The sequence below is a fragment of the Campylobacter sp. BCW_6877 genome (assembly GCF_001762445.1).
GTDB lineage: Bacteria > Campylobacterota > Campylobacteria > Campylobacterales > Campylobacteraceae > Campylobacter_D > Campylobacter_D jejuni.
Genome location: NZ_MJWW01000059.1, coordinates 43529 through 63634, shown reverse-complemented (window position 1 = coordinate 63634; position 20106 = coordinate 43529). Strand labels below are relative to the sequence as shown.

General features: G+C 28.8%; 18 protein-coding genes and 1 tRNA gene. 11 read left to right on the top strand and 8 right to left on the bottom strand.

What is annotated here, in order from left to right:
* Position 1 precedes the first annotated feature (1 nt).
* The gene (gene ccsA / locus AJ936_RS07575) at positions 2–3247 is read left to right on the top strand and encodes a cytochrome c biogenesis protein (RefSeq protein ID WP_070274267.1); all 3246 of its coding nucleotides are present in this window, start codon (positions 2–4) and stop codon (positions 3245–3247) included.
* A 15-nt stretch (positions 3248–3262) separates the two neighbouring features.
* Positions 3263–3712, top strand: coding sequence for a hypothetical protein (locus tag AJ936_RS07570; RefSeq protein WP_074486965.1), 450 nt, complete (start codon positions 3263–3265; stop codon positions 3710–3712).
* A 2-nt stretch (positions 3713–3714) separates the two neighbouring features.
* On the opposite strand, the gene AJ936_RS07565 is transcribed toward AJ936_RS07570, so the two are convergent.
* The 3 genes from AJ936_RS07565 to tgt all read right to left on the bottom strand — a co-directional run bounded on the left by AJ936_RS07565 (position 3715) and on the right by tgt (position 5734).
* Positions 3715–3791: transfer RNA gene (locus tag AJ936_RS07565), tRNA-Arg, on the bottom strand.
* Between the two features lie 52 nt (positions 3792–3843).
* On the bottom strand, positions 3844–4611 hold the full coding sequence (locus AJ936_RS07560) for a magnesium transporter CorA family protein (protein WP_070274266.1): 768 nt from the start codon (positions 4609–4611) through the stop codon (positions 3844–3846).
* Between the two features lies 1 nt (position 4612).
* Positions 4613–5734 carry a tRNA guanosine(34) transglycosylase Tgt gene (gene tgt / locus AJ936_RS07555; protein WP_014516779.1) on the bottom strand — a complete coding sequence of 374 codons (1122 nt, stop codon included), beginning with the start codon at positions 5732–5734 and terminating at the stop codon, positions 4613–4615.
* A gap of 29 nt (positions 5735–5763) precedes the next feature.
* Here tgt and AJ936_RS07550 point away from each other — a divergent pair, with 29 nt between their 5' ends.
* The 5 genes from AJ936_RS07550 to AJ936_RS07530 are packed head-to-tail and all read left to right on the top strand — an operon-like array spanning position 5764 to position 12694.
* The gene (locus tag AJ936_RS07550) at positions 5764–7164 is read left to right on the top strand and encodes a COG3400 family protein (protein WP_002880603.1); all 1401 of its coding nucleotides are present in this window, start codon (positions 5764–5766) and stop codon (positions 7162–7164) included.
* A gap of 45 nt (positions 7165–7209) precedes the next feature.
* Entirely contained in the window at positions 7210–8265 is a 1056-nt protein-coding gene (gene aroB, locus AJ936_RS07545) for a 3-dehydroquinate synthase (RefSeq protein WP_070210228.1), read from the top strand.
* Positions 8262–9833: a mechanosensitive ion channel family protein gene (locus AJ936_RS07540; protein ID WP_070210227.1), complete on the top strand. Its 1572-nt coding sequence runs from the start codon at positions 8262–8264 to the stop codon at positions 9831–9833. The genes aroB and AJ936_RS07540 overlap by 4 nt, the downstream gene beginning before the upstream one ends.
* On the top strand, positions 9830–11080 hold the full coding sequence (mtaB, locus tag AJ936_RS07535) for a tRNA (N(6)-L-threonylcarbamoyladenosine(37)-C(2))-methylthiotransferase MtaB (RefSeq protein WP_002880606.1): 1251 nt from the start codon (positions 9830–9832) through the stop codon (positions 11078–11080). The genes AJ936_RS07540 and mtaB overlap by 4 nt, the downstream gene beginning before the upstream one ends.
* A gap of 3 nt (positions 11081–11083) precedes the next feature.
* Entirely contained in the window at positions 11084–12694 is a 1611-nt protein-coding gene (locus AJ936_RS07530; protein ID WP_070210226.1) for an AAA family ATPase, read from the top strand.
* Between the two features lie 7 nt (positions 12695–12701).
* On the opposite strand, the gene AJ936_RS07525 is transcribed toward AJ936_RS07530, so the two are convergent.
* Positions 12702–13118 carry a PepSY-like domain-containing protein gene (locus AJ936_RS07525; protein WP_004305692.1) on the bottom strand — a complete coding sequence of 139 codons (417 nt, stop codon included), beginning with the start codon at positions 13116–13118 and terminating at the stop codon, positions 12702–12704.
* A gap of 97 nt (positions 13119–13215) precedes the next feature.
* On the opposite strand from AJ936_RS07525, the gene AJ936_RS07520 reads away from it, so the two are divergent.
* Both AJ936_RS07520 and AJ936_RS07515 read left to right on the top strand, forming a co-directional pair.
* Positions 13216–13734 (top strand): rhomboid family intramembrane serine protease, encoded by a 519-nt coding sequence (locus AJ936_RS07520; RefSeq protein WP_004305694.1) that lies wholly within the window; start codon positions 13216–13218, stop codon positions 13732–13734.
* Positions 13731–14243, top strand: a complete 513-nt coding sequence (locus tag AJ936_RS07515; RefSeq protein WP_004305696.1) for a histidine phosphatase family protein — start codon at positions 13731–13733, stop codon at positions 14241–14243. The genes AJ936_RS07520 and AJ936_RS07515 overlap by 4 nt, the downstream gene beginning before the upstream one ends.
* 14 nt (positions 14244–14257) lie before the next feature.
* Here the strand turns inward: AJ936_RS07515 and rpoD are convergent, their stop codons facing one another.
* Together rpoD and AJ936_RS07505 are read right to left on the bottom strand one after the other, a co-directional pair.
* A complete protein-coding gene (gene rpoD / locus AJ936_RS07510) occupies positions 14258–16126 on the bottom strand; it encodes an RNA polymerase sigma factor RpoD (protein ID WP_004305698.1) in 1869 nt (622 codons plus the stop codon).
* 79 nt (positions 16127–16205) lie between these two features.
* Positions 16206–17087 carry a LysR family transcriptional regulator gene (locus AJ936_RS07505; protein ID WP_004305699.1) on the bottom strand — a complete coding sequence of 294 codons (882 nt, stop codon included), beginning with the start codon at positions 17085–17087 and terminating at the stop codon, positions 16206–16208.
* 112 nt (positions 17088–17199) lie between these two features.
* Here AJ936_RS07505 and AJ936_RS07500 point away from each other — a divergent pair, with 112 nt between their 5' ends.
* Together AJ936_RS07500 and AJ936_RS07495 are read left to right on the top strand one after the other, a co-directional pair.
* Entirely contained in the window at positions 17200–18297 is a 1098-nt protein-coding gene (locus AJ936_RS07500) for a YeiH family protein (RefSeq protein WP_004305700.1), read from the top strand.
* Between the two features lie 92 nt (positions 18298–18389).
* The gene (locus AJ936_RS07495) at positions 18390–18962 is read left to right on the top strand and encodes a hypothetical protein (RefSeq protein WP_002861734.1); all 573 of its coding nucleotides are present in this window, start codon (positions 18390–18392) and stop codon (positions 18960–18962) included.
* Positions 18963–18977: 15 nt separating this feature from the next.
* On the opposite strand, the gene rsmG is transcribed toward AJ936_RS07495, so the two are convergent.
* Together rsmG and ribA are read right to left on the bottom strand one after the other, a co-directional pair.
* Positions 18978–19544, bottom strand: a complete 567-nt coding sequence (gene rsmG, locus AJ936_RS07490) for a 16S rRNA (guanine(527)-N(7))-methyltransferase RsmG (RefSeq protein WP_004305702.1) — start codon at positions 19542–19544, stop codon at positions 18978–18980.
* Positions 19545–20105, bottom strand: coding sequence for a GTP cyclohydrolase II (gene ribA, locus AJ936_RS07485; protein WP_002854114.1), 561 nt, complete (start codon positions 20103–20105; stop codon positions 19545–19547).
* Between the last annotated feature and the right edge of the window lies 1 nt (position 20106).

Sequence of the window (20106 nt, the reverse complement as noted above, 5' to 3'; positions counted from 1 at the left end):
AATGAAAAATATAATAAAAAGCATAGGGGATTTAAGAGTTTCGGTTGTATTGTTTTTGCTTTTCGCGCTTTTTTGTGCTTTGGCAACTTTTATTGAAAGTGCTTATGGAACTCCTACGGCTTGGGCAATGGTTTATGATACTTTTTGGTTTGAATATATACAACTTTTACTTGGTATTAATTTACTATGCGGGATGTTTCGTTATAAAATGTTTGGGCTTAAAAAATTGCCTTTAATGATTTTTCATATTTCTTTTTTATTTATTTTAGTGGGTTCTGCAATGACAAGATATGCTGGTTTTGAAGGTATTTTACCTATTAGAGAGCATACTCAAAATTCACTTATAGAAAGTTCTAAGACTTCTTTGCGTATTTCTGCTATAAAAGATGGAGAACGCTATAGTGCGGTTAATGATCGTTATATAGGAAATTTGCCTTTTGCTAATTCTTTTAAACTAAAACTTAATTTAGGTGATGATCAAGCTGTATTAAAATATAAAGATTTAATTTTAAATGCTCATTATACTTATAAAGAAAATAATAATTCTGATCCTTTATTGGTTTTGATGCTTTCTCAAAAAGGATCTCAAGGTGTTGATGTTAAATTTGAAAAAGGTGAAGTTAAGAATATAGAAGGGGTTAACTTTGCTTTTATGAATGATAATGTTAAAGCACCTTTTGTAAAAATTGATGAAAATTTAACTTTAAGTTCAAGTGAAAACTTACATTTTTTAAGTATGTTAGATGGACAAAATTTAGACCTTAAAATTGGAGAAAAGGCAAATGCTAAGGAAAGAAGGCTTTATGAAATTAATGATATTAGTTTTGTAGTTAAAGCTGCTTCTTTGCATGCGCAAGAAGCTTTAGAAGGCTCCAATAGACCTCAAGATGAAAGTTTTTGGTTATGGTTTAAATCTGCTTGGTTAGAAGTGGGTAGAACTATGTTGATTTCTACTTTTGGCGAGCCTCAAAATTGGAAAAATTCTTTATTATTACATTTTAAAGATTTTGCTTTAAGCAATGAGAATAAAAACTTAGAATTAACTGGCTCTAATGCTTTAAAATTAGAATTAAGCTATAAAAATGAAAGTAAAGAATTTTATATTTTTGAATATAATAAACCTATTATGATAGAACTTGCAGGTCAAAAATTCTTTATTTCTTGGGCGCTTTCTTATGAACAATTGCCTTTTGATATTTATTTAAGAGATTTTGTATTAGATCGTTATCCAGGTTCTATGTCTCCAGCTTCTTATGCAAGTGAAATTACTGTAAAAAATAATAATGAAAATTTTGATTATAGAATTTTTATGAATAATGTTTTAGATTATGATGGCTATAGATTTTATCAAAGTTCTTATGATCAAGATGAAAAAGGGACTGTTTTATCTGTAAATAAAGATCCAGGCAAAATACCAACTTATATAGGTTATTTTTTGCTTTGTCTTGGAATGTTTATGAATTTTTTAAATCCTCATTCTAGATTTAGAACTTTGGCAAGATTAATCAATAAAGACACTTTAAAACATACAAGTGTGATTATTTTTATTTTATTGCTATCTTTTGGTTCTGAAAAGACTTTTGCTCAAGATTTAAATTCAACCTTACCTGTGGTAAATACTAATCATGCTAAAGCTCTTGCTACTTTAATAGTTCAAAAATCAGCAGATGGAAGAATGGTGCCTTTTGATACGCTATCAAGAGAAATTTTAGAAAAAATTCATCAAAGCGATAGCTATAAGGGTCAAAATTCTAACGCTGTTATGCTTTCCATGCTCGTTGATGTAGATAAATGGCAAATAGAACCTTTTATTTTAATGCCACAAAATCAAGCAGTTCGTGATGCTATTGCAAATATTTTAGAAATTCCTAGCGCTAAATATATTTCTTATAAAGATTTCTTTGATGAGAATAATCGCTATAAACTTCAAAAATATGTTGAAAATGCAAATCGTAAAAACCCAAATGCAAGAGGAGTTTTTGATAAGGAAATTATAAAACTAGATGAAAGAGCTAATGTTGTAAATTTAGTTTTTAGTGGTGAATTATTTAAATTTATTCCTGTTCAAAATAATCCAAATAATGTTTGGCTTGCACCTTTTTCTGCTGTAACTACTCTTAAGGGGGATGAAGGGCATATTGTTTTGGCTTTAATACAGAATTATTTTAGTGCCGTGGAAAATGCTTTTAAAGATGGCAATTGGACTAGAGCTGATGAAGGCTTGAAATTTATCAAGGAATATCAAGAAAAAATAGGATATAAAGTCATGCCTAGTAAAACCAAGGTTGAAATGGAAATTTTTTCTAATAAGGCTGAAATTTTCGTTAAACTCGCTCCTGTATATTTAATTGCGGGTTTTTTACTTTTGATTCTTGTTTTTTCTAAAATGGTCATACCGAATTTAAAAATCTCTTTTATATTTAAAGTGGTATATGTTTTAAATGTTTTAGCTTTTGTAATTCATACATTAGGTCTTGGACTTCGTGCTTATTTATCAGGTCATGCTCCATGGAGTAATGGCTATGAAAGTATGGTGTATATAGCTTGGGCATTGTCTTTGTCGGGTATATTTTTCTCTAGAAAAAGTCCTATAGCCTTGTCATTAACTTCTATTTTATCCGGTGTTGTATTAATGGTTGCACATTTAAGCGAAATGAATCCGCAAATTACAAATCTTGTTCCAGTGCTCAATTCTTATTGGCTTAGTATTCATGTATCTGTTATTACTGCTAGTTATGGATTTTTAGGACTTTGTGCCTTACTTGGTATCTTTACACTGTTCTTAATGTGTTTTCTTAAGAAAGATGGAAAATATAATCTTAATATTTTGAGAAATATTACAGAGGCTACAAGAATTAATGAAATGGCAATGATTTTTGGACTTTGTTTGCTTACTGTAGGAAATTTTTTAGGTGCAATTTGGGCAAATGAAAGTTGGGGGAGATATTGGAGTTGGGATTCTAAGGAAACTTGGGCTTTAGTTAGTATTTTGGTTTATGCAGCAATTTTGCATCTTAGAATGATTCCAAAATATTGTAATCAATTTGTGTTTGCTTTATGGAGTATGTTTGCTTATTGGGTTATTATTATGACTTATTTTGGAGTAAATTACTTTTTAACAGGACTTCATTCTTACGCTGCAGGCGAAGCGGCTCAAATTCCTAATTATGTTTATTGGGGATTTGCATTGATGGTGGTTTTAGCTCTTTTTGCAAGAAGGAAGCGAAATTTTGTAGGCAAACTGTAAATGAGCCATATTTTTTTGGTTATTTTTTGTGCTGCTTTAGCGCTTTTATTGTTTTTAGGCGTGATTGCTTATCTTATTACAAGTGATGGCAAAAAAACAATTAAAAAGCAAAAAACTAGTCAAAAGCAGCATGTAGCTGAAAAGACTAAAAAATTTGATACAGACTTAGATAAAATGATAATTGCTGCTTCCGATGTTAAGCTAACGGATATTGAATTAAAAGAACTTGCCAAACTTTATGTGCAGACACATAAACTTGGTTCAAAAACTTCTAAAGAATTAGATGAAGCAACAAAAAAGAAACTAGAATTTGTTTCTGCTTTGGCTGCAAATATTAATGCAAGTGCACAAACAGTCAGTTACTTAAATAAAGAACTTAAGAAAATTTCTGGATCTTACAAAAAAGAAATTGATGCTTACGAGCATATGGGATTAGCTAAAAGAAAAATTAAAGAAGATAAATAATATGGTGCGCTCAAGAGGATTCGAACCTCTGGCCTTTTGAACCGCAATCAAATGCTCTATCCAGCTGAGCTATGAGCGCAAAAATAAGTTAAAATTATATATAAATATTCTTAAAATAAGCAAAATTTTGCTTATTTTGTTTGTTTTTTAGCTTTTTTATCTTCATCTAAATCAAATTCTTTAGTCTTTTTTGAATGATAAAATATAAAACCTACAATCAAAATACAGCAAATCAAAGAAAAAATATAAAGTGTACCATAAGGGCTATCTTTGAAAAAAAGATTATTAGTATTCATTCCAAAAAATCCTACGATCAAATTTAAAGGCAAGAAAATAGAAGAAAGTATACTTAAAAGATAAATACTTTTATTCATTTTTTCATTTTTAATTGCACTTGTTAACGTATAAAGAGTATCAACTCTTGTTAGATGTTCTTTGGTGTTTTTACTTAAGATGCCGATGGATAAATTTAAAATTTTTAAATGTTTTTTGTATTGTGCTTGTTCACTAAGCAAAAGATTGAAAGCTTCGCTTAGAAGATTAATTTGCTTTAGATTTTTGTTGATTTTTTGTCTTAACACAAAGGATTTTTTGTAAAAATTTTTAACAAAACCACCTTTTAAGATAATACCTTCTTTGTGTTCTAAAAGGTTTTGAAAATGAGTATTTTGTACTTTAAAATCTTCTAAAATGGATTTAATAAAATTTGAAAATTCTTCTATGCTAGAAAGCTTAAATTCTTCATCTTGAAGTTTATAAATTTTTTCATCATTAAAAAGCCAAGTTTCCAAATTTAATCCCACGTAAACAAAAATTTTTTGTCCATAAATTTCACTATAGAAAGTTTCTAAATTCTTTGCTTGCAGGATTTTTTTTAGATTTTCATGTAGTTCTAGCATTTTATTTGCCTCTTAAGTGATAAAAATTTCTTTTAAATTGCGTAAAAGAATTATTCAAAATTGCTTCACGCATCTTTCTTGCAAGTTCAAGATAATAATGTAGATTGTGCAAACTTGCCAAGCGAAAAAAAGTAAGTTCTTTAGCTTTAAAAAGATGGTTCAAATAACCCCTTGAAAAATTACGACAAGTATAACATGAGCAAATAGGATCTATAGCTTCATGATCGTTGATAAATTCTGCTTTTTTAATATTAAATTTTCCAAAACTTGTGAAAAATGTTCCATTTCTTGCATTTCTAGTTGGCATCACGCAGTCAAACATATCTACTCCTCGCTCAACATTTTCTACTAAATCTTCAGGCGTTCCTACACCCATTAAATATCTTGGACGATTTTCATCTAGATAAGGGTTTAAGTTTTGTACTGTTTCATACATCAAGGCGTTTTCTTCGCCCACGCTAAGCCCACCTATAGCTAAACCATCAAATGGCATTTCGTTTAAACTTAAAGCACAACGCTTTCTTTCTTCATAATCTGTACCACCTTGGATAATACCAAAAATATTTTGCCCTATGCCTATACCTTTATTTTGCATATTTTTATGATAAGCAATGGCTTCTTTTGCCCAAAGTATAGTGCGATCAACAGAAATTTTAATCCTTTCTTTGGTTGCGGGTAAGGCTACTAAATCATCTAAAATCATCATAATATCAGAGTTAAAATCATATTGAGTATCTAAAACACTTTTTGGAGTAAAAAGATGACGACTCCCATCAATGTGACTTTTAAATTCTATACCTTCGTTAAAATGTTTGGAATTTTTACTTAAAGAAAAAGCCTGAAAACCACCACTATCGGTTAAAAAACTTCTATCAAATTTCGTAAAACCATGCAAACCTCCAAAATCTTTTACCACTTTAGAAGTTGGACGCAAGTACATGTGATAGGTATTTGCTAAAATAATTTTTGCATCAAGCTCATTTTTCATATCATTAGCATCAAGACTTTTAACCGCTCCCACTGTGCCAACAGGCATAAAAACAGGGGTTAAAAAAGTGCTGTGCGCGGTAGTGATTTCACAAACCCTTGCCATTCCATCTTTATGCTTTAATTTAAATTCCATTTGTTATAATTTCCTTTTTGGAGTTTAAAATGAATAATATTTTAATTATAATAGACGGTATTTTAGCAAAGCATTTCTTAGAAAGGCTTTGTTTTGAAAAAGGCTTAGGTTACTTTTTTACAGTAGTGTGTCAAAATAGTGAAAAAAATAACTTAAATATTTCTAGTGAGTATATTGACTTGCATTATTTTGATCCTACAAGCACAGCGCGTCTTGAAAATATTATGAGTAAAGATTTTAAACAGGCTTTTATTTATATGCAAGATGAATTTGAAACTAAAAAAAGTTATGAGGCTTTGCGCTCTTTAAATCCAAATTTAGAAATAGAAATAATGGATTTTTGGGGGTTAAGTGTTAATGATACTCATGCAAATTTAGCTGATGCTAGAATGACTTTAAGCCGTAGATTTATGGATTTTTTACCAGATATTGCTTTAACAGCTCAGTATATAGGACTTGGGGTTGGAGAGATTATGGAAGTAAAAATTCCAGCAGGATCTATTTTTGCTTATAGGCACATAAGTTCAATACAACAAAAAAGGTGGCGCATAGTCCTTATTTATAGAAATTCTAAGATTTATTTTGTAAAACCATCTTTTGTTTTAGAGCCAAATGATAGCATTTTGATCGTTGGAGATCCTGTTGTTTTACAAAGTATTTTTCATAATATAAGAGGCAAAGCAGGGCAATTTCCTATGCCTTTTGGAAGTAATGTTTTTGCTTTAATTGATATGAAAAATATGAATCAAAATATGCAAGAAAGAGTGCTTGATACTACTTTAAAATTAGCTCAAAAAAGCAATGCAAAAAGATTTTTTATACATGTTATCAATCCTAAATTAGGGGTAATGTATGAAAAATTAAAAAAACTTTCTGAGGATAAAGAAGGTGTGTTTTTTGATTATTTCAACACGGATTTTAAACAAATTTCCACATGGTTGCAAAATAATGATATAGGATTAGTTGTAACCGATATAAAAAATTTTGAGAAAGAAAAACAAGCTTTTTTTGATTTAAAAATTCCTATTATGAAAGTGGGTGAAGCTTCTTTTGATGAGCTTAAAGAAGCGATTATTTTAAGTGCCGATGAGAGCGAACTTGAAAACAATGCAAATGTCATTACTGATTTAAGCAAACAGCTTGATTTTGGAGTTATTTTATATTATTATAATCCAAATTCTCAAAATACTACAGATATGGAGGAGTATTTTAGAAGTTTATCTAAGCTTTATGATAAAAATATACAAATTATTAATAAAAATGATGAAAACCCTCTTTTAAATTTGCAATATCGCGAAGATTTGTTACAATTTGTGAGTTTTCAAAAAGAATTACTAAATAGAGATTTTGGCAGAAATTTAAGTACAAATTTAAATAGACATTATTATAAAATGAGACAAAATTACCAACTTTTCATACCAGTAGAATAAATAATTAATTAAATGTGATAGAATAAACGCAAAAAGAGTAGTTCAATGCAAGTAGAAGTTAAGTTAAAAGAAAATGCTTATAAGGTTTATATTGATGAACTTGAAGAATTAGAATTTGATAGTAAGGTTTTTATACTTTCAAATCCTAAGATTTCAGGTCTTCATTTGAAAACATTACTTTCTAAAATTAAGGCAAAAGAAATTTTTATTGCCACTGTAAAAGATGGTGAAGAATATAAAAATTTAAGCACCATGGAAGAAATTTTAAACCAAATGTTTAATTCTAAATTGGATAGAAAAAGCGTGCTTATAAGTTTTGGTGGTGGCGTGATTAGTGATATGGGCGGATTTGCTGCTAGTATTTATCAAAGAGGTATTGATTTTATAAATATTCCTACTACACTTTTAGCTTGCGTTGATGCAGCAGTAGGTGGAAAAACAGGTGTTAATAATAATTTTGGTAAAAATCTTATTGGCACTTTTTATCAACCTAAAGCTGTATATTGCGAGAGTTCTTTTTTAAAGACTTTGAGCTCTAGAGAACTTGCTGCAGGCATAGCTGAATTTATTAAAATGGCAGCAATGTTTGATGATAGTATACTTGATTTTATAGAAAAAATTGATGAAAAAAGTTTCTTAAATGCTACTTGTGAGAATGAAATTTTTACTCAAATTATAGCAAGAAGCATAGAACTTAAATCAAGGGTTGTTGAACAAGATGAAAAAGAATCAGGGCTTAGAATGCTTTTAAATTATGGTCATACTTTTGCTCATGTTATAGAAAATTTTACAGATTATAAGCTTTATTTACACGGAGAAGCGGTGGCTATAGGTATGGTTATGGCAAATCAATTGGCTTTAAATTTAGGGCTTTTGGATAAAATGCAAAGTCAAAAAATAAAAGATATTTTACTTAAATTCAGTTTGCCAATATCATATAAAATCAACAATGTAGATGAATTTTATGAAGCTTTTTTCATGGATAAAAAAAGCTCTAATAAAAAAATCAATTTTGTTCTTGCTAGTCCTTTGGGTAAGGGTTTGATAAAAGGTGATATTTCTAAAGAAGATATAATTGCAACTTTAAGAGAATTCCAATGAAAAAAATTATTATTTTAACCTTTTTTGTTGTTTTTGCTTTTGGTGATGTAAATCGGACTATTATTAATAATATAAATGAGAAAATTAATACTTTAAATACTGTAATCAGTGCTAGTATTTGGAATATACGTTATGAAAATTTTATAAAATATCAAGATATAAATGATGAATTAATCATTTTAAATCTTAATTTAAAAAAAACTTCCGATATTCACCAACAAGAAGAACTTAAACGCAAGATAGCAAATTTAGAAGAGCAATTGAGCTTGCTTAAAGAATATAAAGATTTAAATTTTGCACAAAGTCTTAGTGCCCCTGATAATATAGAAACTTTATCTAAGCTTACTAATCCTTTGGCTATTATAGGAGCTTTTTCTCATATTAAGAAATTAAAAGGAGAAAAGGAAGAGTATATATTTAAATTTAATGATTTTAAAAATTTAGTAGATAAGATCAGGGAAAAAAACTCAGAACTTAAGGAATTAGTTGAGCTTAAACCAAGTGTTGAGAATATAGAAGCTTTAAAAGCTTCGGATAAAAAGTTGGAAGAATTTGAGCAAGCTTTAAATTTTGCTAGTGTTTCTTATTCTGTTTATGAGAAAAAAATTGATGAAGAGCTTTCTCGAGTAAGTGCTGAGATTAAAGTTCAAAGTTTAAGGGCTGCAAATATACTTGTTGCTATTGTTGTTGTTATAGCTATAGCTTTTATGTTGAAATTTATTGCTAAAAAATATATTAAAGATAGTGAAAGATATTATACCGCTACGAAGATTATTAATTTTATTAATATAAATATTATTTTTCTTATTTTGCTCTTTGCTTATATAGAAAATATTACTTATCTTGTAACTATACTTGGTTTTGCTTCTGCAGGCTTAGCTATTGCTATGAAAGATATGTTTATGTCTATGCTTGGATGGTGTGTGATTATTTTTGGTGGAAGTTTTAGAGTAGGGGATCGTGTAAAAGTTTTTCAAAATGATACTACCTATATTGGAGATATTATAGATATTTCTTTTTTACGCATTACTCTTTATGAAGAGCTTACGCTTGAAACTTATAGCAAAAATCGTCGTAGTGGGCGTATTATATTTATTCCTAATAACTATGTTTTTACAAATTTGCTTGCTAATTATACTCATCATGGTATGAAAACCGTGCTTGATGGCATTGATATAAGTGTTACTTTTGATAGTAATCTTGATAAAGCGCAAGAAATTGTGGAAAATATTGTTACACGCCATGCCAAAGGTTATACTGAGCTTGCTAGAAAAAATATAGCTCGTTTACAACATGAATATAGTATTAAAAATCCTAAAGTGGAGCCAAGGTTTTTTATGTTTTTTGAACATTGGGGAATGCGAATTTCTGCATGGTATATGACCAATGCTTATGCGGCTTTGGTATTAAGAAGTACGATTAGTAAAGAGATTATAAAAGAATTTAATAAGCATAAAGATATAAAAATTGCTTATCCATCGCAAAATTTATATTTAGGAAATTTAAATCAAAATCATTTTGAACAACATCATGAAAATATGCATTTTCATGCAAGGAATAAAGATTGAAAGAAAAAGTTTTTTTTAAAACCTTTGGGTGTCGCACAAATATTTATGATACAGAGCTTTTAAAAAGTTATGTAAAAGATTATGAGATTATAAATGATGAGAATAAAGCACAAATTATCGTTGTAAATTCTTGCACGGTTACAAATGGAGCTGATAGCGGGATAAAGTCTTATGTAAATACCATGCAAAAAAAAGGCATTAAAGTTATACTTACAGGTTGTGGTGCTGTAAGCAAGGGTAAGGAGCTTTTAGATAAAAAGCAAGTTTTTGGAGTGCTTGGAGCGTCAAATAAAGATAAAATCAATGAATTTTTAGGAGCAAAGACAAGTTTTTATGAACTTGGAAATTTAAATTTTATTGATAAAGATATAGTTTGCGAATATGAAAATCATACCAAAGCTTTTGTGAAAATTCAAGAAGGTTGTGATTTTGCTTGTTCTTATTGTATTATTCCTAGCGTGCGGGGAAGATCAAGAAGTGTGGATGAAAAAGCTCTTTTGAAACAGGTTGAAATTTTGGGGGCTAATGGCTATAGTGAAATTGTTTTAACAGGGACTAATATAGGTTCATATGGGCTTAAAAATGGCACAAGTTTAGGCAAGCTTTTGCAAAAAATGGGACAAATTTCAGGTATAAAACGCATAAGGTTAGGTAGTTTAGAACCCGCACAAATTGATGAGAGTTTTTTAGAAATTTTAGATGAAACTTGGCTTGAAAGGCATTTACATATTGCATTGCAGCATACAAGTGAAAAAATGCTTCGTATAATGCGAAGAAGATCGCATACGGATAATGATTTAAAGCTTTTTAATACTATAGCAAGTAAAGGATATGCTTTAGGGACGGATTTTATAGTAGCTCATCCAGGTGAGAGTGAAGAAATGTGGCAAGAAGCTTTGAAAAAATTTAAAGAATTTCCACTCACTCATATTCATGCTTTTATTTTTAGTCCTAGAAACAACACGCATTCTGCTACCATGAAGGATGTGATAAATGGAACTTTAGCTAAAGAAAGGCTAAACACTTTAAAATCCATAGTAGAAAAAAATAATTATGAATTTAGGAAAAAAAATCAAGTTTCACTTGAAGTTTTGATAGAAAATCAAAAAGATGGTTTTTTTGAGGGTTATGATCAGTTTTTTAACAAGATCAAAATTAAAAGTGATAAAGATATAGCTAAAGAATGGATTGTTATATCTGAATATGAAGTGCAAGAAAAGTCTAACTTTGCAATTTTAAAAGGCTAGATAATGAAAAATAAAAAGATAATTTTAGCATCTTTTATGGTTTTATGTATGCTTTTGGGAATTTTATATTTTAAAAATGAACCTAAATATATAGATGAAAATCTTTATCAAAGTCTATTAAGCCAAAATTTAATCCAAAAAGCTGTGATTGATAAAGACGAAATTTGGCTTAAGGCAGAAGGTGAAAATTACGTAATTATAAAAGATGGCATAGATATAAAAACACTTTTAGCAAAAGTTCCTATAGAGGTTAAAAAAGATAACACGCTTTGGGTGTTTTTTATTTTACTTGTTTTTATTATCGCACTTTTTATAAGTCTTGGTTATTTTGCCCGTAAAAAAGAATTGGCTAAATATCCTATATCAAATAAGAATCACATTCAAGCTCAAGATTCAAATATTAATTTAGAAAGTTCTCATATAAAACCTGTGATTTCAGATATTACTTTTAATGATGTAGCAGGTGTTGATGAAGTTAAAATGGAACTAAGCGAACTTGTAGATTTTTTACAAAATCCTAAAAAATATAAAGAATTTGGTGTAAAAATGCCAAAAGGTGTTTTAATGGTAGGCCCACCAGGTGTAGGAAAAACATTGATAGCAAAAGCAGTTGCAGGAGAAGCAGGGGTGCCATTTTTTTATCAAAGTGGTTCAAGTTTTGTTGAAATTTATGTAGGTATGGGTGCAAAAAGAGTTAGAGAGCTTTTTTCAAAAGCTAAAATGATGGCTCCTAGTATAGTTTTTATCGATGAAATAGATGCTGTAGGTAAAGCAAGGGGAGAAATGTCAAATGTTGAAAGAGATAGTACTTTAAATCAACTTTTAACCCAAATGGATGGTTTTGAGGACAATAGCGGGGTTATAGTTATAGCTGCAACAAATAAAATCGAACTTATGGATTCTGCTTTATTGCGTTCAGGGCGTTTTGATAGGAGAATTTTTTTATCTTTACCTGATTTTAAGGATAGACTTAAAATTTTAGAAATTTATATGAAGGATAAAAATAATAATATCAATTTAAATAAAATCGCTAAAGCAAGCGTAGGTTTTAGTGGAGCAGGACTTGAAACTTTGGTCAATGAAGCGGCAATTAATGCTTTAAGAAGAAATAGTGCTTTAGTTGAGGAAAGTGATTTTTATGCTGTATTAAATAAAGTTCTTTTAGGCAAGAAAAAGATTTTAAGTTTTAATGATGAAGAGAAAAAAATTCAAGCCACTTATCAAGCTGCAAAAGCTTTGAGTGCATATTATTTTGACATAGGATTTGATAAAATAACTCTCATTGAAGATTGTTTTAAAGAATATGAGCATAATATAAGATCAAAATCAGAGCTTATCAATCGTATAAAAGTTTATTTGGCTGGTTCTAGAGCTATGAAATTAATTTACAATGAAAGTTATACCAACTCGCAAGATGATTTTTTAAAGATTAAAGAATTGCTTGATTATATGTTGAGTTTTGATATGTTAGAAGAGTCAAATTTAAATGAACAAAAAAAAGAAATGGATGAATTTTTAAATTCTATGAAGGATAAAATTTTAAAATTATCAGAGCTTTTGCTTGAAAAAGAAAAGATAGAACATGATGATGTTAAAAATATAATGCAGATTTGATTATATTTTAATCATCAATTTCTTTGTGCAAGATAGTTCCATTAAAATCTATAAGAATTTTTACATCGTTATCAAATTTAATCTTGTAATGGTTGATTTTTCTTTCGATTTCTCTAGCTTTTGTATTTGGAAATTCGTTTTTAATGATATTAGCTAAATTTTGAGGTAAAAAATCTAGTTCAAAAGGAAAGGCTTTATTTTCAATTTCTTTCCAAGCTCCATCTATGTCAAATTCAAGTTCTGTCCCATCGCTAAGATAGACTTCATAGGAATTTTTGTCTTTTTGAACGATCCCTATAGGTGCTTTGAAATTATGTTGTAAAAATTCTTTAGAAACACTTGGCAAATTATCAGCAGAAATTATTATATCAGCGTTTAAAGATAAACTTAAAATAGTAATAATACTTAAAAATTTAATTTTCAATATTTTTCCTAATTATTTTTTAGTAAAATTGTAAAGAATTTATGTGAATTTTATGTGAATTTTAAGACAATATTATAAAAAATAAAGGTTTAATACTTTGCTTACAATTTTTTTAATTTTTTTAAATGTTTTATGTTATTTTTTGATTTCTTATGATTATTACAATATCCTTGGTTTGAATATTTTATTTTTTAATGGAGCTTATTGGCAACTTTTAAGTTCAATGTTTTTACATGGAAATTTAACTCATCTTATATTAAATATGATAGTTTTATTTCAATTTGGGCGTATATTAGAAACTTATTTGGGTGCTTTGCGTTTTGTTTTTATTTATTTTATTGGCGGGTTGTTATGTTCACTTTTAAGTGTTTTTTATGTGTATTTTGATTTTAAATATTTTGGAGAAAATATAAATGTCATAGGTGCTAGTGGTGCAATTTGTGTTTTAATGGGTTTTTATGCTGTTCTTGATAAAAATAGCACAAAAGGACTTATAGTGGCAATTTTACTTATGAGTTTTGCGCCATTGCTTATGGGGGTAAATGTTGCTTGGTATGGTCATATTTTCGGGTTTATATGTGGTTATATTTTAGCTAAAATAAAAGAGGTAAAATGAAAAAAATTTATATTATAAGACATGCAAAAGCAAGTAAGAGAGGAGATATCGATGATTTTGAAAGAAAGCTTACTAAGAGTGGAAAGGAAGATTTAAAAAAACTTTTTAAAAATCTTGCCTTGCATGAAATTCATCCTGATTTAGTGTTATCAAGTCCTGCTGTTAGAACCGCTAAAACAGCGAAAAAAATAGCCAAATTTTATAATTTTGATAAAAATAAAATTTGTTTTGATGAAAGATTGTATCTTTGCAATGTTGAAAATTTGCTAAAAATTTTGCAAAATATTGATGATGAGTTTAATGAAGTGTTTTTAGTGGGCCATAATCCTGGTTTAATGGAGCTTGGAGAGTTATTAAGCTCGCTATGTTTAGCTTCTTTTCCAACTTCTTCTATCTTGTGTTTAGAATTTGATATTAAGGAATTTAAAAATTTAAAAAAACATAGCGGAAAATTAGTTTTTTTTGAACATGTACGCAAGTTAAAAGAAGAAAAAGATTTAGGTTTTTAGTAAGAGATTGACTCTTACTTCCAACCTTCTATATAATTTTTTAGTTTTCTTCCTACTTTAGGGTGTTTGAGTTTTTTTATAGCTGAGCTTTCTATTTGTCTCACTCTTTCTCGAGTGACATTAAGCTCTTTCCCAATTTCTTCTAAGGTTCTATCGCTTTCATCATCCATTAAGCCAAAGCGCATTCGAATTACCGCTTTTTCCCTATCGTTTAATTGATCTAAAACTTCATCAATTTGTTCTTTTAAATCATCCTTTAAGATATGATCCATTGGAGAAAGTGAATTTCTATCTTCAACAAAATCTCCAAATTTACCATCATCTTCATTTCCTATTGGAGCTTCAAGAGAAATTGGTTCTTTTGTAATTTTAATAACTTGTTTAACCTTATCTACGCTTAAACCTACTTCTTTAGCTATAACGCTGACATCAGGTTCTTTTCCATCTTTTTGTAGATGTTCGCGGATAATTTTGTTAATTTGATTGATGGTTTCTATCATGTGGATTGGAATTCTTATGGTTCTTGCTTGATCAGCTATAGCCCTTGAAATAGCTTGCCTGATCCACCAGGTTGCATAAGTGGAAAATTTATAACCCCTTTTGTATTCAAACTTATCCACAGCTTTCATCAAGCCTATATTCCCTTCTTGAATAAGATCTAAGAAAGGTAGACCACGATTTGTGTAGCGTTTAGCTATGCTTACAACAAGACGCAAGTTTGATTTTGCCATTCTTCCTTTTGCTTCATCAGAGATTTTTTTACCACGTTTAATTTGCTCTAAAATTTCTTTTAAACGTGATTTTTCAAGATCAAAGCTTTTTTCACTGGCTTCTTTAGTTTGAAATAGTTTTTTAATTTCCATATAAGTGCTTACCATGGTTGTTTCTAAAGCTCGCTCTGTGATTTCTTCTTTGCTCAATTTTGTAATATCTTTTAAAATATCTGCATGGCGTTTTTTAAGTTCATCAGAAAACATAGGTAAGCGGTATTCTAAACGCTTAAGTTCTTTGTCAAATTCTTCATCACTTTTTAGTGCAGTTTCCATTGATTTTACGATTTCACTAATAAGTTTTGAAGTAGGGCCTAGATCCATTAATTTTTCTTTTAAAATATTTTTTTTGAATGCAATGCTTAATTTATCTAAAAGCTCATCTCCACTTTCCTTGTCTTTGGATGTTTTTAGCCAATCTTTTTTAGCTTTTTCTAGAGCTTTAAATTTTTCTATAACTTTTAAAGTTCTTTCATCTTCTTTTTTGCTGTTTTTTTTAGTATTTTCTTCATCTGTTTCTAATTCTGTTTCGTTTTCTTCATCTTCGTCTATATCAAGTTCATCAAGTTTATCATCATTTTTTTCTTCATCGTCAAAGCTTTTAAATAATTCTTTTACTCTTCTTTCTCTGTTTATTAAAGGTTCTTTATAATCTAAAATAAAATCTATCAAATAAGGTACAGAACAAAAAGCATCAATGATAATATCTTCACCAAGTTCTATTTTTTTAGAAATTTCAATTTCTTCATCTTTGTTTAATAAAGCAATTTGTCCCATTTCTCTTAAATACATACGAACAGGAGAGTCTGATCTGCTCCATTCTAATAAATCGTTTTCATTGGCTAAATCAAATTCGTTCTCAAGGCTTGTATCTTGGAGTTTTTGTTTTTCTTCTTGAAGTCTTTTTGCATCTTCTATGTTTTTCATTTGTGCAATTTCAGCTGCTGAAAAAAGTTGCACTTTGTGTTTTTTCACTAATGCTTGCACTTTTTTAGCGGTTGATGCACTTGGTTGTTTTGTAAGATATTTTACCAATTTTTCATATGTGATATAATCTTTTGCATTTTCTTGAAATAATTCTTCTAATTCAGCTTCTTGAGTTTTGGCGTTCATTGATTATCCTTGAAATTTATATAAGCTTTAGATTTTATCTAAAAATTGCTTAACTTTCTATATAAATCGGTTATTATGCTTATGATTTAAATATTTTTTCAAATTTTTCTAAAGCTCTGTTAAAATTATAATTTTTTCTTTTTAAGGTATAAAATTTACGCTTTAGGTTGATATTTTTTAACTTGATTTCATAAAGTGTTGAATTTTTTAATTCTTTTTCTATGCTTTTTTTGGAAAAAATAGAGATTGCTTTTTTTTGTAAAACAAGTTCTTTAATCGCAGCCATTCTATCAAGCTCAAGAAAAATATTAAGTTTTTTTGAGCTTGCACCAATTTCGTTTAAAAATTTATCCCTTAAGCCTGAGCCTACTTCTCTTAAAATCCACTTTTGTTCTAAAAGTTCATCGATATAAAATTCTTTTTCATTGAATTTTTTATCACTTGTAGCTACTATAAGTTCATCATTTTGCCAAAAATTTATTTCTAAATTTTCATACTCCACTAAAGCTGGATCAAGTTCTGCTTCAATAATTGCAAATTCTATATTTCCGTTTTTTAGCAAATTTAAACATTCTTTTGAATTCTGTGTTTGAGAGCGAATTTCTATGTTTTTAAATTCTGCTTTAAAATCAAATAAAATAGGAGCTAAAAAATGTTCAGAAATGCTTTGAGTTGAGGCTATTTTTATTTCCCCTAAGAGCATACTTTCGTCGTTTAATTTTTCCAAGCTTTGGTAGTAGGCTTGTATAATTTTTAACCAATTTTTTCCTAGTTCTAAAGCTTTTGGTGTAGGTAAGAGTTTTTTTCCAAGTCTTTCAAATAAAATGCCATCAAATTTATTTTCTAAATTTTTAATTACTATTGAAACATTGGGTTGAGTTATGGAAAAATTGTTGGCTGTATGAGTTGGACTTTGAGTGTTTAAAAGATCTAAAAATATTTCCATATCTTTGATTTTCATGAGTGATTCCTTTATTTAATAAAAAAAAATTATTATAAAAATTAAAATAATATATTTTTATAATTTTAATAAAAAAAATATAATAACACAAAATTTAGAAAAAGGAAAATAAATGAAAACAAGTTTTTTAGCACATAGCGTGGCTATAGTGCGTTCAAATTTTAAGGGTTTGCTTTTTACTGCTTGTATAGTGATTTTTGCTATGTATCTTTCTAGTGTTCAAAGTATCAAAGATACTACTCATTTGGCAGCGACTGCCTTTGCTATCATCATAGGAGTATTGCTTTCTCCTTGGTTTTTTAAATACCAACATCATTTTCAAGCTGGAGTGCATTTTAGTGCAAAAAAGCTTTTAAGACTCGGTATTGTTTTATATGGTTTTAATATCACTTTAACTGAGCTTTTAAGTGTAGGGTTGAAAGGGTTTTTGCTTTCTGTTATAGTGATATTTTTTGTTTTTATTATTGCTTTATTTGTAGGGATGAAAATTTTTAAACTCGATAAAGAAACTTCTATGCTTGTTGGAGCCGGAAGTGCGATTTGCGGTGCGGCAGCGGTTTTAGCGTTGGAGTCAAGTTTAAAAAGTGATCCTTTTAAAGGAATTTTAGCTGTAGGTACGGTGGTGATTTTTGGACTTGTGTTTATGTTTTTGTATCCTATAGCTTTTTCTTTAAATCTTTTTCCCTTTTTTGATCAAAATGCTATGGGGGTTTTTATGGGGGCTACTTTGCATGAAGTGGCAAATGTTGCAGGTGCCGCTGAAATGGCAAAAGATATGGCAGGATTTGAGCAAGGTGCTTCTAATGTTGCAGTGATTATAAAAATGATGAGAGTGATTTTACTTGTGCCTTTTTTGCTTATAGTGACTTATTTTTTTGCTAAAAATCAGCATTCAAGCAGTGGAAAAACTGCAAAAAGTATTACTATTCCTTATTTTGCATTCGCATTTTTAGGTATGATAGTTTTAAATACATATCTAGCAACTAAAGAAAGTATTTTAGGTATTGCTACGAGTGATATTATTTCTTTAGGTAAAACACTTTGTACTTTATGTATTGTTTTTGCTATGGCAGCTTTAGGTTTGCAAATTGACTTTAAAAAATTTTTAAAGAGTGGCTCTAGAGTATTTGGTTTGGCTTTTGTTTTAGGGCTTGTTTTGATTTTTGGAGGATATTTTTTAACTTTGACTTTTAAAGATATACTTTGGTAATAACAATTATTTTTTGAAAAAATTTATTTTTATTAATCAAGTGATAATATAATTGTTTTTGTTTAATAAAATCTCATTTTGAAGGAGTTAAAATGAAAAAAATTGTTTTAAGTATTTTAAGTTCTTGTTTATTAGCATCTGCTTTAAGTGCCGTATCTTTTAAAGAAGATAGTTTAAAAATATCTTTTGAAGGGTATAAAACTAAGGATATGGTAGGAGTAGAAGGTGAATTTAAGAATGTAGAATATAAATTTTCTAAAAATACAAAGGATTTTGCAAGTTATCTTAAAGGAGCTAAAGCTACTATAAAGCCAAGTAATGCTTTTATGGGTGAAGGCAATGATGTTATAACCAATAATATCACAAAAGTGTTTTTTCCTGCTTTATTGGGAAATGCAGATATTAAAGTTGTTTTCCAAGATGTGATTGTAGGTGAAAACAAAGGCGTTATTTCAGCAAAAATTACCATGGATAAAAAAAGTACTATTGTACCTTTAACTTATACTATCAAAGATAATAAATTTGAAGCTAAAGGGCAGCTTGATTTGCATACTTTTAAAAATGGTTCTAAAGCATTAAAAGCATTAAGTGATGCTGCTCCAGGACATGGTGGAATCTCTTGGCCTTTGGTTGATATCAGTTTTAATGCTGATTTAGCAGAATAAAAAGTAGCCTTAGGGCTACTTTAAAATACAGTATTTTCTTAAATTATTTTCAAAAATTTCATAATTTTTTATATTTTCAAGTTCTTGATAAATTTCACTGCCTTTCCATAAAATAAAAATTGTATTTTCATCTTTTAGATTTTTGCAAATTTCAAGCAAAGGCTTGACATCCATTAAGGCTCTTGAAGTGATGATATCGGCTTTAAAGGTATTTTTACACTCTTGAACTTTTTCTTTGTAAATATGTAAATTTGAAAGTTCGCATTCTATTTTTAGTGTCCGCAAAAAGGCAGCTTTTTTGGGATTGGGTTCGAAAAGATGAAAATTGCTTTGCAGTAAAAAGGCTAAAAATACAGCTGGAAATCCTGCACCACTTCCTATATCGGCAATATTTTTTGCTTTAGAAAAATCATAAAAATCTAAAATTTTAATACTATCAAAGATATTTTCATCTATATTTTTTAAATGAGTAAGATTGTGAATGCGGTTAAATTTAGATAATAATTCTTTATAAATTTTTACCTTTTCTTTAAAGTTTTTTAAATCGTAGTGTTGTAAAAAATCATAATCTTTAAAAATCATTTATTTAAGATGTCCCATTTGAGTTTGTTTTATGTTTAAATATTCTACATTAAAACGGTTAGGTTCTATTAAAATCGGTATGCGTGTGATGATTTTTTCCTTAATGGACTCTAGTTTCTCGGGATTATTTGTGAGTAAATTAACCTTAGAAATTTCATAGTGTTTGAGTATAAATTCTACAATTTCATAAGTTCTCTCATCGGCTTTAAAGCCAAGCTGATGATTTGCTTTAATCGTATCAAAACCTTTATCTTGTAAAGCATAAGCATTAACCTTGTTAAAAAGTCCTATACCTCTTCCTTCTTGTCTAAGATAAATCACCATTCCGCCGTTTTTTTCTATATATTTGAGTGAAAATTCAAGCTGTTCTCCGCAGTCACATTTTAAACTTCCTAAAGCATCTCCTGTTAAGCACTCTGAATGAATTCTTAGATTGAGTGTGTCTTTTGGAGTATTTTTAAATATACATAAATGTTCTTTATCATTTTCTTTAAAACTTTGTATTTGGAAATTTCCCCATTTGCTAGGTAAATTCGCAATTTCTGAAATTTTTATTTTCATT

What these genes read in the sequence shown, in the direction of transcription:
- aroB (WP_070210228.1), top strand. Translation starts at nt 7,210, where the DNA reads ATGCAAGTAGAAGTTAAGTTAAAAGAAAATGCTTATAAGGTTTATATT.
- AJ936_RS07530 (WP_070210226.1), top strand. Translation starts at nt 11,084, where the DNA reads ATGAAAAATAAAAAGATAATTTTAGCATCTTTTATGGTTTTATGTATG.
- AJ936_RS07540 (WP_070210227.1), top strand. Translation starts at nt 8,262, where the DNA reads ATGAAAAAAATTATTATTTTAACCTTTTTTGTTGTTTTTGCTTTTGGT.
- tgt (WP_014516779.1), bottom strand. Translation starts at nt 5,734, where the DNA reads ATGGAATTTAAATTAAAGCATAAAGATGGAATGGCAAGGGTTTGTGAA.
- AJ936_RS07495 (WP_002861734.1), top strand. Translation starts at nt 18,390, where the DNA reads ATGAAAAAAATTGTTTTAAGTATTTTAAGTTCTTGTTTATTAGCATCT.
- AJ936_RS07560 (WP_070274266.1), bottom strand. Translation starts at nt 4,611, where the DNA reads ATGCTAGAACTACATGAAAATCTAAAAAAAATCCTGCAAGCAAAGAAT.
- AJ936_RS07500 (WP_004305700.1), top strand. Translation starts at nt 17,200, where the DNA reads ATGAAAACAAGTTTTTTAGCACATAGCGTGGCTATAGTGCGTTCAAAT.
- rpoD (WP_004305698.1), bottom strand. Translation starts at nt 16,126, where the DNA reads ATGAACGCCAAAACTCAAGAAGCTGAATTAGAAGAATTATTTCAAGAA.
- rsmG (WP_004305702.1), bottom strand. Translation starts at nt 19,544, where the DNA reads ATGATTTTTAAAGATTATGATTTTTTACAACACTACGATTTAAAAAAC.
- AJ936_RS07515 (WP_004305696.1), top strand. Translation starts at nt 13,731, where the DNA reads ATGAAAAAAATTTATATTATAAGACATGCAAAAGCAAGTAAGAGAGGA.
- ribA (WP_002854114.1), bottom strand. Translation starts at nt 20,105, where the DNA reads ATGAAAATAAAAATTTCAGAAATTGCGAATTTACCTAGCAAATGGGGA.
- AJ936_RS07550 (WP_002880603.1), top strand. Translation starts at nt 5,764, where the DNA reads ATGAATAATATTTTAATTATAATAGACGGTATTTTAGCAAAGCATTTC.
- ccsA (WP_070274267.1), top strand. Translation starts at nt 2, where the DNA reads ATGAAAAATATAATAAAAAGCATAGGGGATTTAAGAGTTTCGGTTGTA.
- AJ936_RS07505 (WP_004305699.1), bottom strand. Translation starts at nt 17,087, where the DNA reads ATGAAAATCAAAGATATGGAAATATTTTTAGATCTTTTAAACACTCAA.